Source organism: Planococcus faecalis, assembly GCF_002009235.1.
GTDB lineage: Bacteria > Bacillota > Bacilli > Bacillales_A > Planococcaceae > Planococcus > Planococcus kocurii.
In genome coordinates, this window is record NZ_CP019401.1 from 1,662,480 (window position 1) to 1,680,888 (window position 18,409).

Annotated in this window: 17 protein-coding genes and 1 other annotated feature; of the genes, 14 read left to right on the forward strand and 3 right to left on the reverse strand. The window is 37.3% G+C overall.

Annotated elements, in window-relative coordinates; translation table 11 throughout:
• Positions 1-150 precede the first annotated feature (150 nt).
• The 5 genes from AJGP001_RS08290 to AJGP001_RS08310 all read left to right on the forward strand — a co-directional run bounded on the left by AJGP001_RS08290 (position 151) and on the right by AJGP001_RS08310 (position 3,422).
• On the forward strand, positions 151-495 hold the full coding sequence (locus tag AJGP001_RS08290) for a helix-turn-helix domain-containing protein (protein ID WP_071154043.1): 345 nt from the start codon (positions 151-153) through the stop codon (positions 493-495).
• The gene (locus AJGP001_RS08295; RefSeq protein ID WP_071154044.1) at positions 485-1,228 is read left to right on the forward strand and encodes an ImmA/IrrE family metallo-endopeptidase; all 744 of its coding nucleotides are present in this window, start codon (positions 485-487) and stop codon (positions 1,226-1,228) included. The genes AJGP001_RS08290 and AJGP001_RS08295 overlap by 11 nt, the downstream gene beginning before the upstream one ends.
• Positions 1,218-1,409, forward strand: a complete 192-nt coding sequence (locus AJGP001_RS08300; RefSeq protein ID WP_071154045.1) for a PIN domain-containing protein — start codon at positions 1,218-1,220, stop codon at positions 1,407-1,409. Before AJGP001_RS08295 ends, AJGP001_RS08300 begins: the two co-directional genes overlap by 11 nt.
• Before the next feature lie 3 nt (positions 1,410-1,412).
• Positions 1,413-1,832, forward strand: coding sequence for a hypothetical protein (locus AJGP001_RS08305; protein ID WP_071154046.1), 420 nt, complete (start codon positions 1,413-1,415; stop codon positions 1,830-1,832).
• Between the two features lie 258 nt (positions 1,833-2,090).
• A complete protein-coding gene (locus AJGP001_RS08310) occupies positions 2,091-3,422 on the forward strand; it encodes a peptidase MA family metallohydrolase (protein WP_078080375.1) in 1,332 nt (443 codons plus the stop codon).
• Between the two features lie 225 nt (positions 3,423-3,647).
• Here AJGP001_RS08310 and AJGP001_RS08315 read toward each other — a convergent pair whose 3' ends face one another.
• Positions 3,648-4,094, reverse strand: coding sequence for a site-2 protease family protein (locus AJGP001_RS08315; RefSeq protein ID WP_071154049.1), 447 nt, complete (start codon positions 4,092-4,094; stop codon positions 3,648-3,650).
• Positions 4,095-4,323: 229 nt separating this feature from the next.
• Here AJGP001_RS08315 and AJGP001_RS08320 point away from each other — a divergent pair, with 229 nt between their 5' ends.
• The 7 genes from AJGP001_RS08320 to AJGP001_RS08350 all read left to right on the forward strand — a co-directional run bounded on the left by AJGP001_RS08320 (position 4,324) and on the right by AJGP001_RS08350 (position 13,778).
• Positions 4,324-6,138: a M3 family oligoendopeptidase gene (locus AJGP001_RS08320; RefSeq protein ID WP_071154050.1), complete on the forward strand. Its 1,815-nt coding sequence runs from the start codon at positions 4,324-4,326 to the stop codon at positions 6,136-6,138.
• Positions 6,139-6,441: 303 nt separating this feature from the next.
• Positions 6,442-6,909, forward strand: a complete 468-nt coding sequence (locus AJGP001_RS08325; protein WP_071154051.1) for a GNAT family N-acetyltransferase — start codon at positions 6,442-6,444, stop codon at positions 6,907-6,909.
• Between the two features lie 203 nt (positions 6,910-7,112).
• The gene (locus AJGP001_RS08330) at positions 7,113-7,394 is read left to right on the forward strand and encodes an AbrB/MazE/SpoVT family DNA-binding domain-containing protein (protein WP_071154052.1); all 282 of its coding nucleotides are present in this window, start codon (positions 7,113-7,115) and stop codon (positions 7,392-7,394) included.
• Between the two features lie 83 nt (positions 7,395-7,477).
• Positions 7,478-7,846 carry a type II toxin-antitoxin system PemK/MazF family toxin gene (locus AJGP001_RS08335; protein WP_071154053.1) on the forward strand — a complete coding sequence of 123 codons (369 nt, stop codon included), beginning with the start codon at positions 7,478-7,480 and terminating at the stop codon, positions 7,844-7,846.
• A 223-nt stretch (positions 7,847-8,069) separates the two neighbouring features.
• Positions 8,070-8,999 (forward strand): phosphotransferase, encoded by a 930-nt coding sequence (locus AJGP001_RS08340; protein WP_071154054.1) that lies wholly within the window; start codon positions 8,070-8,072, stop codon positions 8,997-8,999.
• A 550-nt stretch (positions 9,000-9,549) separates the two neighbouring features.
• Positions 9,550-11,139 carry a sensor domain-containing diguanylate cyclase gene (locus tag AJGP001_RS08345; RefSeq protein ID WP_071154055.1) on the forward strand — a complete coding sequence of 530 codons (1,590 nt, stop codon included), beginning with the start codon at positions 9,550-9,552 and terminating at the stop codon, positions 11,137-11,139.
• Positions 11,140-12,137: 998 nt separating this feature from the next.
• Positions 12,138-13,778, forward strand: coding sequence for a thiamine pyrophosphate-binding protein (locus AJGP001_RS08350; RefSeq protein WP_071154056.1), 1,641 nt, complete (start codon positions 12,138-12,140; stop codon positions 13,776-13,778).
• A gap of 303 nt (positions 13,779-14,081) precedes the next feature.
• On the opposite strand, the gene AJGP001_RS08355 is transcribed toward AJGP001_RS08350, so the two are convergent.
• Positions 14,082-14,678 (reverse strand): hypothetical protein, encoded by a 597-nt coding sequence (locus tag AJGP001_RS08355; protein WP_071154057.1) that lies wholly within the window; start codon positions 14,676-14,678, stop codon positions 14,082-14,084.
• Between the two features lie 413 nt (positions 14,679-15,091).
• Positions 15,092-15,304: a binding site (T-box leader), on the forward strand.
• A 54-nt stretch (positions 15,305-15,358) separates the two neighbouring features.
• On the opposite strand from AJGP001_RS08355, the gene argS reads away from it, so the two are divergent.
• Positions 15,359-17,050 (forward strand): arginine--tRNA ligase, encoded by a 1,692-nt coding sequence (gene argS, locus AJGP001_RS08360; RefSeq protein WP_071154058.1) that lies wholly within the window; start codon positions 15,359-15,361, stop codon positions 17,048-17,050.
• A 286-nt stretch (positions 17,051-17,336) separates the two neighbouring features.
• A complete protein-coding gene (locus tag AJGP001_RS08365; protein WP_071154059.1) occupies positions 17,337-17,549 on the forward strand; it encodes a hypothetical protein in 213 nt (70 codons plus the stop codon).
• Positions 17,550-17,768: 219 nt separating this feature from the next.
• On the opposite strand, the gene AJGP001_RS08370 is transcribed toward AJGP001_RS08365, so the two are convergent.
• Positions 17,769-18,224, reverse strand: a complete 456-nt coding sequence (locus AJGP001_RS08370) for a GNAT family N-acetyltransferase (RefSeq protein ID WP_071154060.1) — start codon at positions 18,222-18,224, stop codon at positions 17,769-17,771.
• Positions 18,225-18,409: the final 185 nt, after the last annotated feature.

An 18,409-nucleotide genomic window follows, 5' to 3' on the forward strand; every position in this document is an offset into this window, starting at 1 on the left:
CAAAAGCGCTTAAAATTATCCAACTATGCGGCTCGAAAAGAAGTTGTTCATTAGTGACTATGGAAGAGACAGAAGAAAGAAAAAGTAAGTTAAATTGTAGTCGACTACAAAAATTTATATAATAGATGTAGTTAGAGGAGGCGGTAGAGCATGAGAACAAATGAAGTAGTAATCGAAAAAGTGAAAATCTGGCTCCAAGAAAATGGAAAGTCACATCAATGGTTAGCTGAAGAACTAAACATAAGCAAAGCATTAGTTGGTCATATGCTGTCGGGGAATCGAACGATTCAACCTAAAAGAATCCCTGAGTTAGCAAAAGTACTTGGGATGTCGGTGAATGAACTGATGGAAGACAGTTCTTTCAACTCAAAACGGTTGGTCGTCCAGTTGAGAGGAACCACGTCCAACCGACGTTCCAAGCAAGAAGTGGAAGAGATGTTATTCGTGATTGAAGATTACCTGGGTTTAAAGCGTGGGCAAACGAATGGATCGTAAAAAACAGGCAGAGGCAGTCGCAGAAGCGTTTGCGGCTGATTTTTTAGCAGAAACTACCGCCAGTGCGATCTTTATTGGCTCTCATATCGAACGAATCCTCGCGAGTAAGGCAAACGTAATTTACCAATACGTAGAAGATCCAACTTACTACGGGGCAGCTGTCAGTCATGAATCGGGGACGCAATTTATTGCGCTGAATACGTTCCATTCATTGCGGGTGCGTTATTTCACCGCAGCGCATGAGCTATGGCATTTATCGGAAGCTAGCCAGTTGCAAGATGAACATTTTGATCACGAACGCGCAGCCGATCGATTTGCCGCAGCCATCATGTTGCCGAAGGCAATAATGAAGGATTTGTGGCTTCAGTTCAAGAAATTATATGAGCCGAAAGAATCCGTTATTCTCATTGCAGATTTTTCGGAAGTTCCTTATGAAGCCGTGGTTCGCCGGTTGAAAGAATTAGGGATTTCCCTTAATGGAATTTCCTTTACGGAAGAGGAATGGAAGAACGAACGAGTAAAGTTGGACTTGTCTGAGAGCAGGTTAGATGTTTCCCAACGGCTTGAACGTTTTACTGCCTATGAGCGCGTTGTCGAAGAAGCTCTTGAAAATGGAGTCGTTGATTCTTTGGCCGCATCCCACAAACTAAAGAAGTATAACAGTCAGTTGGCGAAAAAATTACAGGAACAAGAAATGAAGCGTGTCGCAGAGGCAGAACAGCATGAAACGTAAAGGCAAAGTGTTTATTGACGCCAATATAATCATTCATGCTGGAAGTTTTCAGAAGACGGATGTATTTCAATGGTTGAATCAGTTATACGAAGAGATTTATATTCATATAGAAGTTCTAAACGAGCTTCAGGTAGCATCGGTACGAAAACAGGCAGATGAATTCATAGCGAGTGGGCAATAGATTTTGTTTGATCCGCAAGCAGAAACGCTCATCCCGACAGAAGAATTGTATGATTTATATGCGATCTATCTGAGGGAAATGCGCAAGGCATTTTATCAGCTCGATGTAAAAAAAGAGGCTGAAGGACGCCGATTGAAAAACACAAACGACCTTGGTGAAATTCACAGCCTAGCAGCCGCCATGCTACTGAGTGCAGGAATCATTTATAGCAATGACTTGGATATTCGTGAAGTCATTGAAGATGCCCCGATTTACATCACCATTGAAGAAGACGAAGAAAGTGTATTGATGGAACAAGATACACTGGAAGATTTTTGTTACTTTGTGATTTCATATGAAATTGCCGAACGGAGTATGGTACAAAAATTTTTCAAAGCCATTCAACCGCAGAAGATGGAGAAATTAGATAGACGAATAACCTGACTTGTGAGGAACAATCAGGTTACACACGGGTAGGGTGTGTTCGTAAACGTGGCATACAATAAAAGAACGTTCGTAAAGTGTGTTGAGACCTTTACGAACGTTCTTTTGTTATTTTTTCTTTGTTTTTAAAGCGTTCGTAAAGCTGTACTTTTACGAACGCTTTTAAATTAACATGATAACTTCTAAATGTGGATTACAATTGTGGTAAAATTTAGATATTGATAAATAAGTATATTTATATTAGAGAGGATCCAATGTATGCAAAAAATTTTTCTATTCTTAAGTATTTTTCTTGCAGGGGTATTAGTGATAGTAGTTGTCATATCCTATTCCAATTCAGAAATGATTACCAATGGAAAAAATGCCGTTACAGAAACTAAAGACAGCATTGGCACGAAACAAATTTCGCAAGACACATCAAAAGAGAATTTTATTGAAAAAGAAAAAGATAAGATTCTATACCTTTTTCCAGCTGACGGCGAACAACAGATTGAAAAGTATGCAATTGAAATAAAGAGTAAAAAGACGAGATTTGATGAACTGTTTGGAAGCGAAGTAAAAAATCCGTTAACTATAGAAAGCCATGAATCTTTTAATTCCCCAGAAGTGTCCTCAGAAAATTCCATTACGGGTGGATATTACATAACCAACGATTCCACTCTTCATATGTCGATGGAAATAGAGAGCTGGCAGAACATCTTAATTCACGAATATACTCATTATCGCACTCATCAATTCTATGAAATGCAAGACTTACCTGTCAATCAAATTCCTACTTGGTTTGAAGAAGGGATAGCAGAATATATGGCTGACCCATTAAACCTGATGGCGCCTTCTCAACTAGAAACTGTATCGGATTTTAGGAAGATGGATTCTACCGAAAGCTTTCAGGAAATCCAGCAAGAAGGTTTTTCTCCTTACGCGCAGAGTTATTTCGCAGTACAGCTGTTGGTAAATACACACGGCATCGAAGTAATTCCTGAACTTTTAAAATCGCAAACAATGGATGCGTTTTATGATAATCTCGAGAGAATTGCCCAAAAACCTTTAAATGAGTTTCAAACAGGTTTTTTAATGGATTTAATAGCAAACCAAGCTGAAATCATAGGAGAATTCAAGCAAGTAGATAAGCTCATAGAGAAAGGGCAATATCAACATGCTGAGAACCTCTTGCTCGAAATCAGAGAAAGCCGTTTAGATTTAATTGATCAGAGCTTAGCCGAAACAAAGATAAGCGAAATCTACCTTAAACAGGGAAGGTATAGCGAGTTAGCTTTAAAGCTGCAAAAAAAATTAGATGAAGAGAGTAAGGACATGAGGCCACTCGACTTTCTCACATTGGCAGAATTGTATTTGATCGATAACCCGCAAAAAGCATTGGAAACCATCCAAATAATCAAAGAATATGTAATGCCTAAAGATCTCTTTTATAACCGGCTTGTTGAAGTGGCTCTACCTTATGAACAAATAAATTCGGACCAGGAACTAACTGGGTATAGAACCTTGATTGAAGAGGACATGGTTTTCACAGAAGAAATTAGAAAAAAAATAGTGGAAGATTTAAAAAGCAAATATCCAAATGAATTTTAAATAAATAATAATTTTAGTTTACATATCGCAGCTTATCGGAAGCTATGTGTATTTTTAAGGAGGAAAGAGTCTGTAACTAGCACATCTTTTCTCCTTTTTACTTGTGAATTCATTCTTTTACGAACAGTTATTTAAAATATGTTAAAAGGCTTAACTATTTTCCCTAACTCACTTGATACTTTTATGTACCTGCTATTAGAAAAAGAATGAAAACTGTAATTCTGATCACCTTTTGTATAGCTCTACTAATTTTTTACCGTCGGTTTCACCAAAGATAGTAGTGAGTGGAACTAAATTGACAAAAACATTTAAGTAAGATACGAATATGAAGCTATCTAAATAATGACGGAAAACTCCGAACTCATATCCAGTGGTCACATCCAGAACCAGTGCGCAAATTAAGTTAAATAGTACTCCACCTAAAAAGAAGAAGGTCTTTTGAGTTATGCTCATCCAGTTGATCGTATTTGCGACGACTCTTCCGCCGGCGAAATAAGCATTTCTGATATTGAAGTTGTTCTTTTTCCATATAATTTTACCATTCCCAATACTGAACTCATTGATCTTTCCACCAAATAGCTTAAGAAAAAAGGCATGTCCGGTCTCATGAATAAATGCAACAAAAGGAAAAATAAACAAACCAATGATCATGAAGTTAACTAAAAAATTCATATTTTATCTCCTTTTTCTCTAGATAAGCATTGAACCAATCTAACGATTGCTAGTTTGCCCTTTCGTACGCATATGTAAATTGATAACATGATACAAATACGTATAACTAGAGAGTTGGTTTCACTAATTGCTTAGTTAGCTTACTGTAATTTCATTAAAGACAGCACAAACAGTTTATCGGAAGTAGCAGCTATTTTACCGGTAAAGTAAAAAGAAGAGGAGACTGACATTGAATCAAACAGTTAAACAAAATTGGAATTTAGATTCTTTATACGAAGGCGGAAGCCAATCAGTAGAGCTAGGAAAACTCATAAATCGCTTGACGGAGAATCTTCATATCTTAAGTAAGAATTTCGAAGCTCAAGAAGCAGCAATAGAAAAAAAGGAATTTCAAAAAATTCTCGATATTTTTTACCAGTTTCAATCTATGCTGAGTGAATGGGAGGAATTGGATGAGTTCTTGACTTGTGTGTATGCCGAGAACGTGAAAGACAGTGCAACGTTCGTTCTTATGGACCAAAGTGCTAATATCAAAGTAAAGTTGGATTCCGTAAAAATCAGCTTAGACCACGTTCTTGCTGCGATTCCCGAAGATGAATGGACTGAATTTATCAATTTGGAAGCAGTGGAACCCATTTCGTTTTATTTAGAAAAACAGAGACAGGCAGTTCATGACCAGCTCCCTGCTGAAATGGAAAGACTCATCAGCGTTTTATCCGTTAACGGAATAAAGGGATGGGAAGAGCAACACCAACTGATGCTATCGCAATTGAGAGTTTCCATAAAAATAGATGGGAAGATAACAGAGGTATCGATTGGCCAAGCCTTAAATCATGCGATTTATTCAAAGAATCAGGATTTACGCCAACATGCGATTCAAGGAATAAAAGTGGCTTGTGAAGGTGAAGCTGCCTCTTTTGCTTCCGTATGGAATCGAATTGCCGGTTCTCGGTTAGACATATATGAACAGCGTGGCTGGACCAATCAATTAAAAGAAGCAGTTGAACAAAATGATTTAGACGAAAAGACCATTCATACTGTACTAGCTTCAATTGATCAGAATAAGAAAACTTATCAAGCCTATATTCAGCGAAAACTGCAATTCAGTCAGACTAAAAAAACGAGTTGGTTTGATTTAGTTGCCCCCGTATTCGCTCCTGTCGAGAAAGTGTCTTATGCTGAAGCGAGGAGCTTAATCCTTAAGCAATTTTATCGGTTCAATGAAAAGTTAGGTCATTTTGCGGAAATGGCGTTTGAAGCAGGCTGGATCGAAACTGAAAATCGACCCAACAAGGCAGAAGGTGGGTTTTGTGCATCCATGCCGTTGGCAAAAGAAAGCCGAATATTTTTCACTTATCGAGAAACTTATCAGGATATCGTAACCCTAGCCCACGAATTAGGTCATGCTTACCATAACTTTATCCTTCATGAGGAACCGGCTCTTGCCCAACGGAAAGGAACAAGCGTCGATGAAACAGCTTCTACTTTCATGGAAAACCTGGTATTGGATGCTGTTATTAATCAGACCACCAATGAATTGGAAAAACTGGCTCTTCTCGAAATAAAAATCAAAAATGGTTTGATGTACGTTGGAACCGTACCCAATATGTTCCGGTTTAAACAGGCCTTTTATGAAAAAAGAAAAAATGGTCCATTGAATATAGAGGAAATAAAATTACTGCTGAGCGAAGCAGAAAATTCCTTTTATGAAGGAGAAATTGAAGAATTGGCACTTTATAAGTGGATGTATACGGTTCATTTTTATGACGCTGAAAAACCATTCTATAATATTCCTTACACTATCGGTTATTTGTTCAGCAATGGCATTTATGAATTGGCAAAATTAGAGCCTAGTGGATTTAACGAACGATATGACGAACTATTGCGCAACTCGGGAAGAAAGACAGTGAAACAACTGGCACAAACCTTTTTAGGGAGAGATGTATCAATGAGCGAATTTTGGAATGCCTCCCAGCAGTCGTTAATTGGAGCTATAAAAGAATACTTGAGACTGACTGAACAGTATTGTAACGAAAGTAACTAATATCTTTGTTGCATCAAATAGGTTTTAATTACCATAAAATGTATTTAAAGTTAATGTGAGGAATGGTGAAAGCAGCTTCATTGACATATGACCAATTATCGGAAGAAGAGGCTCAAACCTGAGTCTCTTTTTGTTTTGAAAAGTGAACTTTTAGGAACGCTTTATTTCTATAAGCTGTTTTTCTTTCAGAATGAGCTCGAGGAATGACAAAACAAACGATAGGGAAATAATGGTATAATTAGTTGGGATGAAATAAAATATAGAACATTCTAGAATTTTTATAAAATGTGAGGAGTGACTATTATGAAAACAAAACTACAACAAATGACAGAGGAAGAATTTGATCGTTACTTGGCATATTTTATACCTGACTACGCTAAAGACTTATCTGAAAACTATATGATTCCATTAGAAAAGGCGATGGAAGAATCAAAAGATTTAATGGAACAACTCCTTCCAAACAAACAAGGCACAGAAGGCCAGTTAGTTTACACTATTTATTCAACCGAAGAAGATAAAACAATTGGGGTGATTTGGTACACTATACAATCCGAAAGTAATAAAGCTTATATCTACCATATTTTAATCCATGAAGAGTTTAGAAAGAAAGGATTCGCTACCTTGGTATTGAAAGAATTAGAAGAAAACATGAAAAGTGCTGGGATTACCTCTATGGGATTAAATGTTTTTGGCAGAAATCCTAATGCTTATAAACTTTATAAAAAACTGGGCTATCAAACGCAATCAACAGCAATGGGGAAAAAAATCTAAAATAAAAAATGTAAAAGTTTATATATTCCGAATTATCCGAAGTGAAATAAACAGCTAGATTGATCAAAAGAGTTTATTGCGAATGGTGACTACTTTTTAATCGAGTTCCATTATAGAAGAATCTTAAAAGAGCTATTGTTTGCTGAATGTAGATACACTGTATATACTTGGTATATAAATAGCACTCTGAGGAGTTGATTCACGTGCCGCAAATCAAGCAGAAAGTTAGTCACCGAGAGGCTAAACTTCAGAATTGGGGTAACAGTAAAGCAGTTCGGCTTACAAGAGATATCCTTGAGGAAGCCGGATTTAATGCAACTGATGATGCTGTATTTGATGTAGAGATTGAACCAAATCGAATTTCATTAGTTCGAAAAAGCCAGTTAACTCCGTTTCAAAAGTTATTTGTTGGTTATAATGGTGAAAAACCTGAGCCTGAAGCACTTTGGGATGAAGTAGCACCAGTCGGAAAAGAAGAGTGGTAAGCAATTAATAGGCTCAAAAATCGTTTGCCTGTACTTAATCCTCAATGGAAAAGTACAGGCACTATTTAATTGGAGGAGTAGTGATGACAAGATTTTTTAAAGTTGGGGATATTATAAAGGTCGATATGTCGCCGGCAAAAGAGCACGAACAGCAAGGTTATCGTCTAGCCATCGTTGTTTCAGAAGAAAATGTACATAAAGAGACCGACTTAATTTGGGTTTTGCCAATCACCAATACGAATAAAGCTTACCCGACTCATGTACCGGTAAATGGAAGAACCAAGAATAACAAGAACAGCGTAGTAAACAATCAGGCAACTGGGTATGTATTGTGTGAAAAGATAAAGGCAATTGATCCATTGGCTAGAGCTGCAAAATTAACAGACGAGGCCGATCAAGAGTTGATTGAAGAATGCAAGGCTATCATCGATGCCATTACTTTTATAGGGTAAAGAAAGGAAGGCCAATCATTATGATTGGTCTTTTTGAGTACTGAAATTCATTTTGTTCGTAAAAGTGTACTTTTACGAACGCTTTTAAATTTGAATATAAACTTTTAAAATACCGTTTCTAAATTTTCTGCTTATTGGTAATATAATCATATACTTATTCGAATAAGATAAATACTAGAAGCAGTCCATATGAAGATGACCAAGAGAAAGCAGGCAGAATTTAATGAAAGCTAAAACAATTGCAAAGAATTTTGGTTTTGAATTAGAAGAAGAGCCAATCAGTATCTATCCGTTCTCGCCAGTTTACCGGCTAAAAAGACCTGAAGGCGACTTTATCGTCAAAAAAACGCAACATCCAATTCAGAAAGCGAATCGTCTCATGAAGTATACAAAAACAATAAACAAACAAGGCATTGAGGTGATTATTCCAGCAAAGATTCCTGTAGAAAACCCGAGGACTTTCGACGAAGAAACCTACGTTGTTTATCCGTTTATTCATGGAGAGTCTTATATAGGGAAGGATTGGGAAATCCAAGAAGCAGGAAGGTTGCTTGGAAGAATTCACGCGCTATCTCCTGTTAACAATGAATTTGAACTGGATATCTACAATGTATTTGATTTCACGGAAGAGGAAGTCACAGAGAGCTTCCAGCACATTGTGCAAAATGCAGCTCCACACGGCATCACGATAAATCCGAAATTAGAAGTCCGGCTTCTGCAAGCGGTTCGTCAACAGGCAGAGCTGAAGCAAGCAGACCTTATTTCCGTTGCAACACCGCATGATTTTAAAGCGAATAACCTTGTCTATACGCCAAAGCCTTATTTGATTGATCCGGATAATGCTGGATGGGTTCCGCGAATTTTTGATTTGGCGCTGGTCCTGTTGTTATTTCACAATGAACTGGTCTCTGCGCCAGATCGACCTTTTACAAAACAGCAGTGGCACCTGTTTTTACTAGGGTACGGGGAATTTGTAATCCTATCTCAAGTGGAGAAAGCGAATTGGCTAAAAGCACTGGAACATGTTTTCCTTGATGAAGTCGTGTGGCTAATGGCAGATGTGGAAGAAGATTGGCAGAATTCAGTACAACGCACGTTGTTTGAAAATCTTATCCAGTTGTTCTTAGATTTTGAGGAGTACAGTTTAACTTGAGTAATATGGAGTTAATTGAAGAAATAACTAGGGTTTGAATGTACCAGGGGAAATAATCCCATCAAAAGATGCATTTCAAGAATTTAAAACTGTATTTTTGAATGGATGATATTTAACATATCGCAGCTTATTGAAAGCTGTGTAAATAAGAGAGGAGAGAAGAGAAGAGGTATTTCAAAGCACCTCTTTTTTCTCTTTTCTTAAAAAGTAATCATATACTAAAATCCCTTTTTATAGATGAGAAAAGAATATTTAAGATATTGAGGTAAATAATGGTATAATTACCTTGAAGTATAAGGGAATATTCACCATGTGTAAATCAAGACTAGTACATAAAATAATAGAAATGTATGTTAAAAAATGCGCATAAAATTTCTCGTGGAATACAAAAAAGAAAAGAAAGACCTTTTTGTGTTGGATGAAATTATCATGACTAATTCACGGAAAAGTGGACTTCTTTAGGACGCATTTTTTAGCAGCTATTTTTCGCTCTCAATAAAACTACGTCTTTTCAAATAATTATTTTATAGGTTATTAAGGAGTATATTAAATGAGAAAAACTTTCACTACTCGAAAAGTAAGTTTAGCAACGTTGTTATCATTACTTGTCTCCGTTTCTGTGATATCAACTCTTTTGATTCTTACGATTTCGACTTATCATTCGAATAAAGAGTCCTTAACATCAACTTACTTGGCGCTTAATTTTTCCAAGGCTAAAAAGATGAGCCATTCTGTCGACTCATTATTTATTTCGATGAGAACCCATTTAGAATCTACCGCAGAGTTTTTGGAAGACCATGAGGAGATGACTGATCCAGAAATCCAGGAGCAACTAGAGCTTTTAAGAGTCAGCAGTGGCTATTTCAACTCTTTATCGTGGGTTGATGAAACGGGAGTTATCCGAGTTAACAGTCCAGGGGGCATTGGATTGCAAGGAACAAAAATAACCTCTGGTGTTACTAAAGATGTCTTAGATGCACGAGTGCCCATGCTGACTAAACCTTATGTGGGTCCCTCGAATCAGCTACTAGTTTTGATGAGTCAACCCATCTATTCGAATAATGGAACTTATAGAGGGATGATTGGAGGAACCATTTATCTTCAAAAAGAAAATGCCTTGAATCAGATTCTTGATAATGAGGCGAGTGATACTAGTGGTTCCCACTACTATGTTGTTGGCCCCAACGGAATATTGTTGTTTCATCCACAAAGCCAGCGGATTGGTGAAAATTTTTATGAACATTCACTGGTACGTAAAATAGCAGAGGGAAAAAGTGGAACAGAGATTGCGGAAAATGCCATAGGGGTTTCTATGCTATCCGCTTATAGTTATGTTCCAGAAGCAGGATGGGGAATTGTGCAGCAAACTCCGTATTCATTTGTTGAGAATTTACTGCTAACTGAGCTCCGGCAATTGCTAATGAAGGTATTGGTGCCGTTTTTGTTTTTGCTTCTGTTGTCAATCTTGATCGCGCGAAAGTTAGCAGCTCCTTTTAATCGACTGGGCACTCTCGTAAATCGATTAGCTGAAGGAAAACCGATTTTCCAATCGGAAAAGGAAGTTCTGACAGAAGCTCATTGGAACCGGGAAGCGGACCTGTTAACCAAAAGTGTGGGTTTGGCTTTTGAAACAATCGAAAAAAATAATTTGCAACTCACTCAATCTGCACAGACCGACTCGTTGACAGGACTACTGAACCGGAGAAATCTGGACGAAGTTTTAAGCATCTGGTCAGCGGAAAGCCGGTTGTTCTCTCTACTGGTGCTGGATATCGATCACTTCAAGTCCGTTAATGACACGTATGGACATCAAGTGGGAGACAAGGTTTTAAAAATGATGGCCGAAACACTTTGTACAGTTGTAAGAAAAAATGATGTTTGTTTTCGATATGGAGGAGAAGAGTTTGTTATACTTCTTCCCCATACCGATTCTCAAAGTGCTTATAATGTGGCAGAAAAGATTAGGGGAAAAGTTGAAAAGACCAACTACATACCTAATAAAACCATTACAGTATCTATTGGAATTTCAGAATATCCAGCACAAACAAATTCGGTAACCGAAATTTTTGGGTTCGCGGATTCGGCATTGTTTACATCAAAGGTTGCAGGAAGAAACCGAATTACGATTTACTCAAGTTAAGCGAAATTCAATTATCCTTGTTAACCTCTTATAATCCGATTTGTAAAAAAAGTGTTCATCCTATTTTGTTACCGAATGGCAATCAAGGCTAAATTATTAATCATACAGTTTTTGAAGAAATAACTGAGGATTTAATTCGATGGTTGGAAGAACATTTTTATGTTAGTTAAAGAATAAATAGTCGACTCATCTTGGGGATACAGGATTCTGCGTTCCATGCGGACGCTTTCCGCAGACAAGTCTTTGCGACGAAGCTAGCGCAGCGATACAGGGGCATCTCTTTGCTCTTCGCCGCATTGCACTCCGAATCCTTGAAAGAGTATTGATTAAAAGCAGATTCGTTGGTTACTCTCGCTAATCTGAGTCACATGCTGACAACCGATTTGGCCACGCAGCCTCCTGTAGAACAGCGAAGGCTGAAGTTGAATCCACGGAAAGCGAAGTGGCCGAACCGGTTAAATTATACATTATTATAGACTTTGTCTACAGTCTGAGAAGCTCAAATAAGAGCTTTTTCTTTTTGTATGAATGAATCTGGACTACTATTATTTACTGAGATTTTCTTTTTAATACTGTATATTCCTCTAATGGAATTTATGGTAAACTTTACATAAATGAATTTTCTAAATTAAAAGTAATTAAAGTGGCGAGGAGGTTTTATGCTGGAACACACATCTTAAAAAAGACGTAAGAGTAGAAAAAGGTATCGCCAGTTACGGGCATTACAACGAAGAATATCCTTTTAGTAATAGGAATGCAGAACAAGAAGATTCATCAGAATTTTTTGATTTAAAAAAGATACGAATTTTTTAGATACCAACAACAATTGAATGATGAGTTGTTATCGTTTCGATTAGCTTCCAGAAGGCATTGAGACGAACGAATAACAAAATGTAATAGTTAAAAACTGTAGCACACTCAAGAGTGCTACTTCAGCAGGCTGATAAAATTAAAAGTATTTACAGTATCTATCAATGTTTATGGAGAGTAGGTTTGATATGAAAGCGGTTCGTAATGTTTTGGAATTTTTAGAGGGAAATGGTGTTAAGTACGTATTTGGAATACCAGCAGGTTCGGTCAATGCTTTTTATGATCAGCTTTTAGATTTTCCAGAAATCACTCCAATTGTTACAAAACACGAAGGGGCTGCCTCTTATATGGCAGCATCTTATGCAAAATATTCTCAGCAGCTGAGTGTGTGCATCGGCAGTAGTGGCCCCGGAGGCACTAATTTATTGACAGGAGCTGCGAATGCAATGCGGGAGCATTTGCCCATTCTGTTTCTTACTGGGGCAGTGCCGGTCAGCACAATGGGACTAAATGCTTCACAAGAACTCGATGCTCAGGCACTCTTTCAACCTATAGCCAAGTATAGTGTTACGGTTTTGGATTCAGCGGATTTATTGGATGAGATTGTAAAAGCGACACAAATTGCCCTTTCTGGTATACCCGGACCGGTTCATGTTGCGATGCCAATAGATGTGCAAATGGGGAATGTCGAAAAACTTCCTATACCAAAGATAGAAATAGAGCGACATCCACCTATAGATGCGACATTAGTCAAACAAGTAGCTGATCATTTGCTGCAGAAGAAAAAAGGCTTTATCTTTGCGGGACAAGGCGTACGTAATTCGGTAGCGCAAGTACTAGAACTTGCAGAATTGCTCAATTGGCCAATTGTTGCAACACCTGTGGCAAAAGGGCTTTTCCGGGAAGACCACCCTTTATTTTCTGGAGTGTTTGGTTTCGCTGGAAAAGATGATACGTCTTTGTTAGTGAATGAGGGAGATGCAGAAACACTACTTGTTCTGGGATCAAGTTTAGGTGAAACAGCGACAAGTAATTATAACCCAAATCTGGCAAAAGACCGATTCGTCATTCAAATTGATTTTGATTCTACCGTTTTTAACCGAAAGTATCCGGTTGATGTTCCAATACATGGAGATATGTCAGAGGGTTTAACTAAACTAATTGAAGAACTCAAAGCAAGAGGACTAGAGCGACCGACAACTGTGAAGGCAATTGGACGAGAGTCATCCGCTGATACAGAAGAGGAATTTAATACAAAGAATGTCTTACGGAAGTTACAGGAATTCTTACCATCTTCTACTCGGTATACGATAGATATCGGAGAATTTATGGCTTATGTAATCCATGACATGGAAGTGATGGAGGAAGACACGTTCGATATCAACGTACATTTTGGTGCAATGGGAAGCGGATTAAGCGCAGCAATTGGCTCGAAACTTGCTGAACCCAATCGACCGGTAGTTGCCATCACAGGAGATGGTTGCTTCTTTATGCACGGGATGGAAATTTTAACTGCGAAAGAATATAAATTGCCTATTTTGTTCGTCGTAATGAATAATGCGCGTTTAGGGATGGTATATCAGGGACATACGTTGCAATACAAGCGTTCACATCCATCCTTTGAACAAGAACCTGTCAATATTGCAGCAATGGCTGAAGCATTAAACATCCCGAATTTTCGTGTAGATAGCTTTGAAGATTTATCTCAAAATGTGTTAAATGCATTGACCTATTTGAAGGGCCCGGCAATTTTAGAGGTTGCATTGGTTGATAACAACATCCCGCCAATGGGAGATCGAGTTAAATTTCTTTCTTCTTTTGGGAAATAGGAAAGGGAATTGCTATTGATAAACTGATTTCTAAAAGGTTACTGTTTAAAAAGAGAGGCCATTTAAGCTTCAGTAAACGTAATATCATTAAGAAAATAGCGTAGGCGATATTGAAGAAATGAAGTTTATCAAAAGGCTATGCCTTATTTGAAAATCTATAGAAATAGAATAAACGCCACAGCTCACTTTGTCATAGAGCTGTGGCGTTTATGGATTAAAGCGTATACGAAGTGATTTTTATTAGGATGTACACTTGTCTAGTAAGAGCTTAAGCATTTTCTCAAGAGAAAGACACTTATATCTTTATTTTTTAAATTCAGCTTTAAGAAGATAGACAAAATCATATTGTGCTAGTTCATCTATGTGATTTTCAACATCGTTAAAAAAATCAGTAGATAGACTACTTATAACTTGATCATTTGAATAACTAATATTAGCTAATACCAACTCATCGTCAATCGACTTTTTTTCACCTTCAAGTTGTCCCCAAACACTTGCCATATCAACCAAATCTTCTGGATTAATTTCTATATTACTTACGGAACCTGTATGACCGTTACTACTAATTCCAATATTAAACGTCTGTTTTTCACCATCGTTCTCTAGTTTGGAGGTTGCAAAAATAATAGTACCGTTACCCTCTGCCTCTGCAGATAGAGAACCAACTGTCTCCTCAATCAATGTACCTGATTGGTATTTTTCAACCCATACAGATACCTCTTTGTATTCACTATTAATACTGAAATCGAAAACAAATGATTTATCTGAAGTAGTTGTCAATATCGCACGTTCTTTCTCTGTTAATTCAACAGCAAAAATAGAGTTTGATTTTTCAACATCATTTGCACAGGCGCTCAAAAAAACGAACGACAGTGCGAGAAGTGTAGTTACTCTTTTCATTTAATGCCTCCTTTTATCTATCTATTCTATTATCTGTTTATAGTCTAGTTGCGCTGAAGAAACTAACTGAATATTTTTATTATATCGCAAGAAATAGATTTTGACTGATGATTTGCTGGAAATTCATCTTTTTACAAGTTTTGTATTGGTTAATCATTAGTTTTAACGAGTTTATATAAAGAAACAGTATAATAAAAGCTAATCTATGAGAAGAGAAAGCTATTATTCTTCTCATCTTAAAGCCAGAGTAGTCGAAACTAGTCAAGGACAATCTGGAAATTTGCAGAAGGCAAAAGCAACTAAAAAAGCTTCCTTTTTACTGAGTTAGCTATTTGAAAGTAATAATAAATAGTGTCTGTTCTTTAAGGAGTTTGACTTAAGGAAATTAGTAGGGTATGCTAATTGAAAAATATGTAAATTCTATGATGAAGAGAGTAGTTGTAATTAGATCCACTAGCGAGTCAGGGATGGTGAAAGCCTGATAGGTTCTATTACGATGAAGCGCACTTCTAAGAAACTGCCTGAATAATTTAGTAGGGTATTGTCGGGATATCCTGTTATCATGTTGAGCCGGTCCATAATAGTTGGACAATAAGAGTGGTACCGCGGGAAAGCCCGTCTCTGTATAACATATACAGAGACGGGCTTTTTTATTTTTATCTAAAAAAGGGGGAGATTGTATGGATTTATTGAGAACTTACGCTGATGAAATTGCTTCAAGTTTGAGCGGAATACTGGAGTTTAATGAGGTTGTGAAATTGATTGAACAACCAAAATATAGCACACAAGGAGATATAGCTTTCCCCTGTTTCACATTGGCAAAGCTACTTAAAAAGTCTCCAGTAGAAATAGCAAAAGACTTGGCACAAAAAGTTTCCCATCCTTTTTTTGAAAAGGTAGTGGCGGAAGGTCCGTATGTAAACTGTTTTTATAACAAAACTGTTGTCAGTTTAAAAACAATAAAAACAGTTTTACATAAGCGCACTGAATACGGATCTTCTGATATGGGACAGTCAAAGGTTATGACTTTAGATTTTTCTTCTCCAAATATTGCGAAACCCTTTTCTATGGGTCATCTTAGATCAACTGTTATTGGTAACTCTTTAGCAAACATATCCGAAAAATGTGGCTTTCAAACAGTTCGAATCAATCACTTAGGTGACTGGGGAACTCAATTCGGTAAATTGATTGCTGCTTATAAAGCTTGGGGGAAAGAAGCAGATGTAAAAAATGAACCCATTAGTGAATTGTTGAAGCTGTATGTTAAGTTCCATGAGAAAGCTGAGGCAGATCCGGCCTTGGAAAATAGCGCGAGACTGTGGTTCAAAAAGCTTGAAGACGGAGATGAGGAAGCGAGAAAATTATGGGAATGGTTCCGAAACGAGTCGCTTCAAGAATTCGCTAAAATTTATAAATTATTAGATATTGATTTTGATTCCTATAATGGTGAAGCATTTTATAACGATAAAATGAATGAAATAGTGAAGTTGCTTGAGGAAAAACAATTGTTGGTGAAGTCAAATGGAGCTGACATTGTTGATTTGAGCAACTATAACTTGCCGCCATTATTAATTAGAAAATCAGATGGTGCTACACTATATGGCACCCGTGATTTAGCAGCAGCTGTTTTCAGAAAAAGAAATTATCAATTTGATAAATCCTTTTATGTAGTAGGACAAGAACAGACACTGCATTTTAAACAATTGTTTTTTGTGCTGGAAAAACTGGGATACGAATGGGCAAATGACATGATCCATGTTCCTTTTGGTTTCATCTTGAAGCATGGGAAAAAGATGTCCACTAGAAAAGGCACAGTAGTATTGCTGGAGCAAGTCATCAAAGAAGCAATTGGACTGGCAGAGAAAAATATAGCTGAAAAAAGTCCGACTTTGGCTTTCAAGGACGAGGTTGCAAAAATGGTCGGAGTTGGAGCTATCATTTTTCATGATTTAAAAAACGAACGTCAAAATAATATAGAATTCTCGCTTTCAGAAATGCTGAAATTTGAAGGTGCTACGGGTCCATACGTTCAATATGCGCATGCAAGAGCTCGTTCGATTTTAACCAAGTCTGGCATTGATAGTTATCATCTCAATCCAGTGGGGTTAAATGATGACTACAGTTGGCCGATCGTAAAGTTATTACTTGCATTCCCAGAAATTATTGCAAAAAGCTTTGATCATGCTGAACCTTCACAAATTGCTAAATACCTAATTTTACTGGCACAAGAATTTAACACCTATTATAGCCACGTGAAAATACTAAACGAAGATCTTGAGCAAGAAGGGAGATTAGCATTGGTTCAAGCAGTAACAATTGTCTTAAAGGAAGGGTTACGATTACTGGGAGTCAAAGCACCTGAAAAAATGTAAGGAAGAAATTTAGCGAAGGGCACGAACTAACTCTTATTTTGATAATAAACGCTAGAAACGTTTTATCTAGGATTGAATATCAGGAAGGGAGGAGGTTGAAGTGCTTTTCTCTTGCTTTATGTCTAGGATCAAATCATATGTACCCGTTTCACTGTTTAGAAGTAGCTATCTGGAGTTCGTATGAGTATATTTAATATAAAGATATGAAATACTCCGGTATACTGAAAGGCTAAACGAAGAAATAGCGGATAGCACGGCCATTTTTTTACTTGAGGGAGTATGTAGAATGATGTTGAAGTACTATACGAAACGTTATGAAGTAATCAAGCAGGGAGCGTATCCGACAAATCGGAAAAAACGAATGTTGGCTACTCTTGTGAGTGACATGGAGGCAGCTTATGCGATTCCAATGCAGAGAGATTTAACGTGGGAGAAGGAAAATGAAGAGGTTTTCTCACTTTACCGTCAGGTTTTTGCAGATAAAGAACTATTTTCTTAATTCTAGTGGATTGCTTTCAAAAAGAAAACGCCCAACCAGGGAACTGGTTGGGCGTTTATGCTTTCGTGTGCAGGGTGTATAAATGTCTCGAGTAGCGAGTGCTTTTTACGATAACTATAGATCACAAAAAGTTTATCGAGTAACGTTCGATTAATCGTTCGGACATTTGCGCAATACGGTCTCATCTTGTATGCATCCAAAAATCGTTTTTTTGATTCGTTAATCGACTAATTGTTTTACAACAGCCATTTCTTTGCCGAACCGATCTCCATGGTCCTCGAATCCCAAACTTGCATATAAATTATGGGCATTCAAGTTGTCTGGATGATAGCCGACGACAATTTTTGTGGCATGCAGTGATTTGGCCATCTCAGCAATCATTAATTTAGTTGCAGCTTTCCCAATTCCTTGACCTTGGAAGGCTTTGTCCACCATTATTCGGTATACCCAATAACCGTCAAGTTCCTCCGGAATAGAGTTATACATCAAAAAGCCGACTGCTTTCTCACCTGTATAGATGGCGTAAGGTTTTAAGCTAGTTTCAAACTTCGATTGAGCAATTGATACAGCATTTGGTTCCATGTATTGTACTTGTTCTTCTGCTACCTCTAATTCACAGCAGTCATACCAATTTTCTGCAGTCAATTCGACGATTTTCACATTTTCTATACTCATAATTTTCCCCTTTCGATTTTCGGGGAATGCGAAATAATGTTAATTAGGCGCTATCCCCTTGTACTCATTAATGGAAACGGTAATTTTGTTTGTCATAATAAACGCCTCCTTGTATAGCACTGGCTCGTTTAGTGAAATTTCTGATCCTGTTGACTATAGCATTTCTTAGTAAATTTTTCTAGATG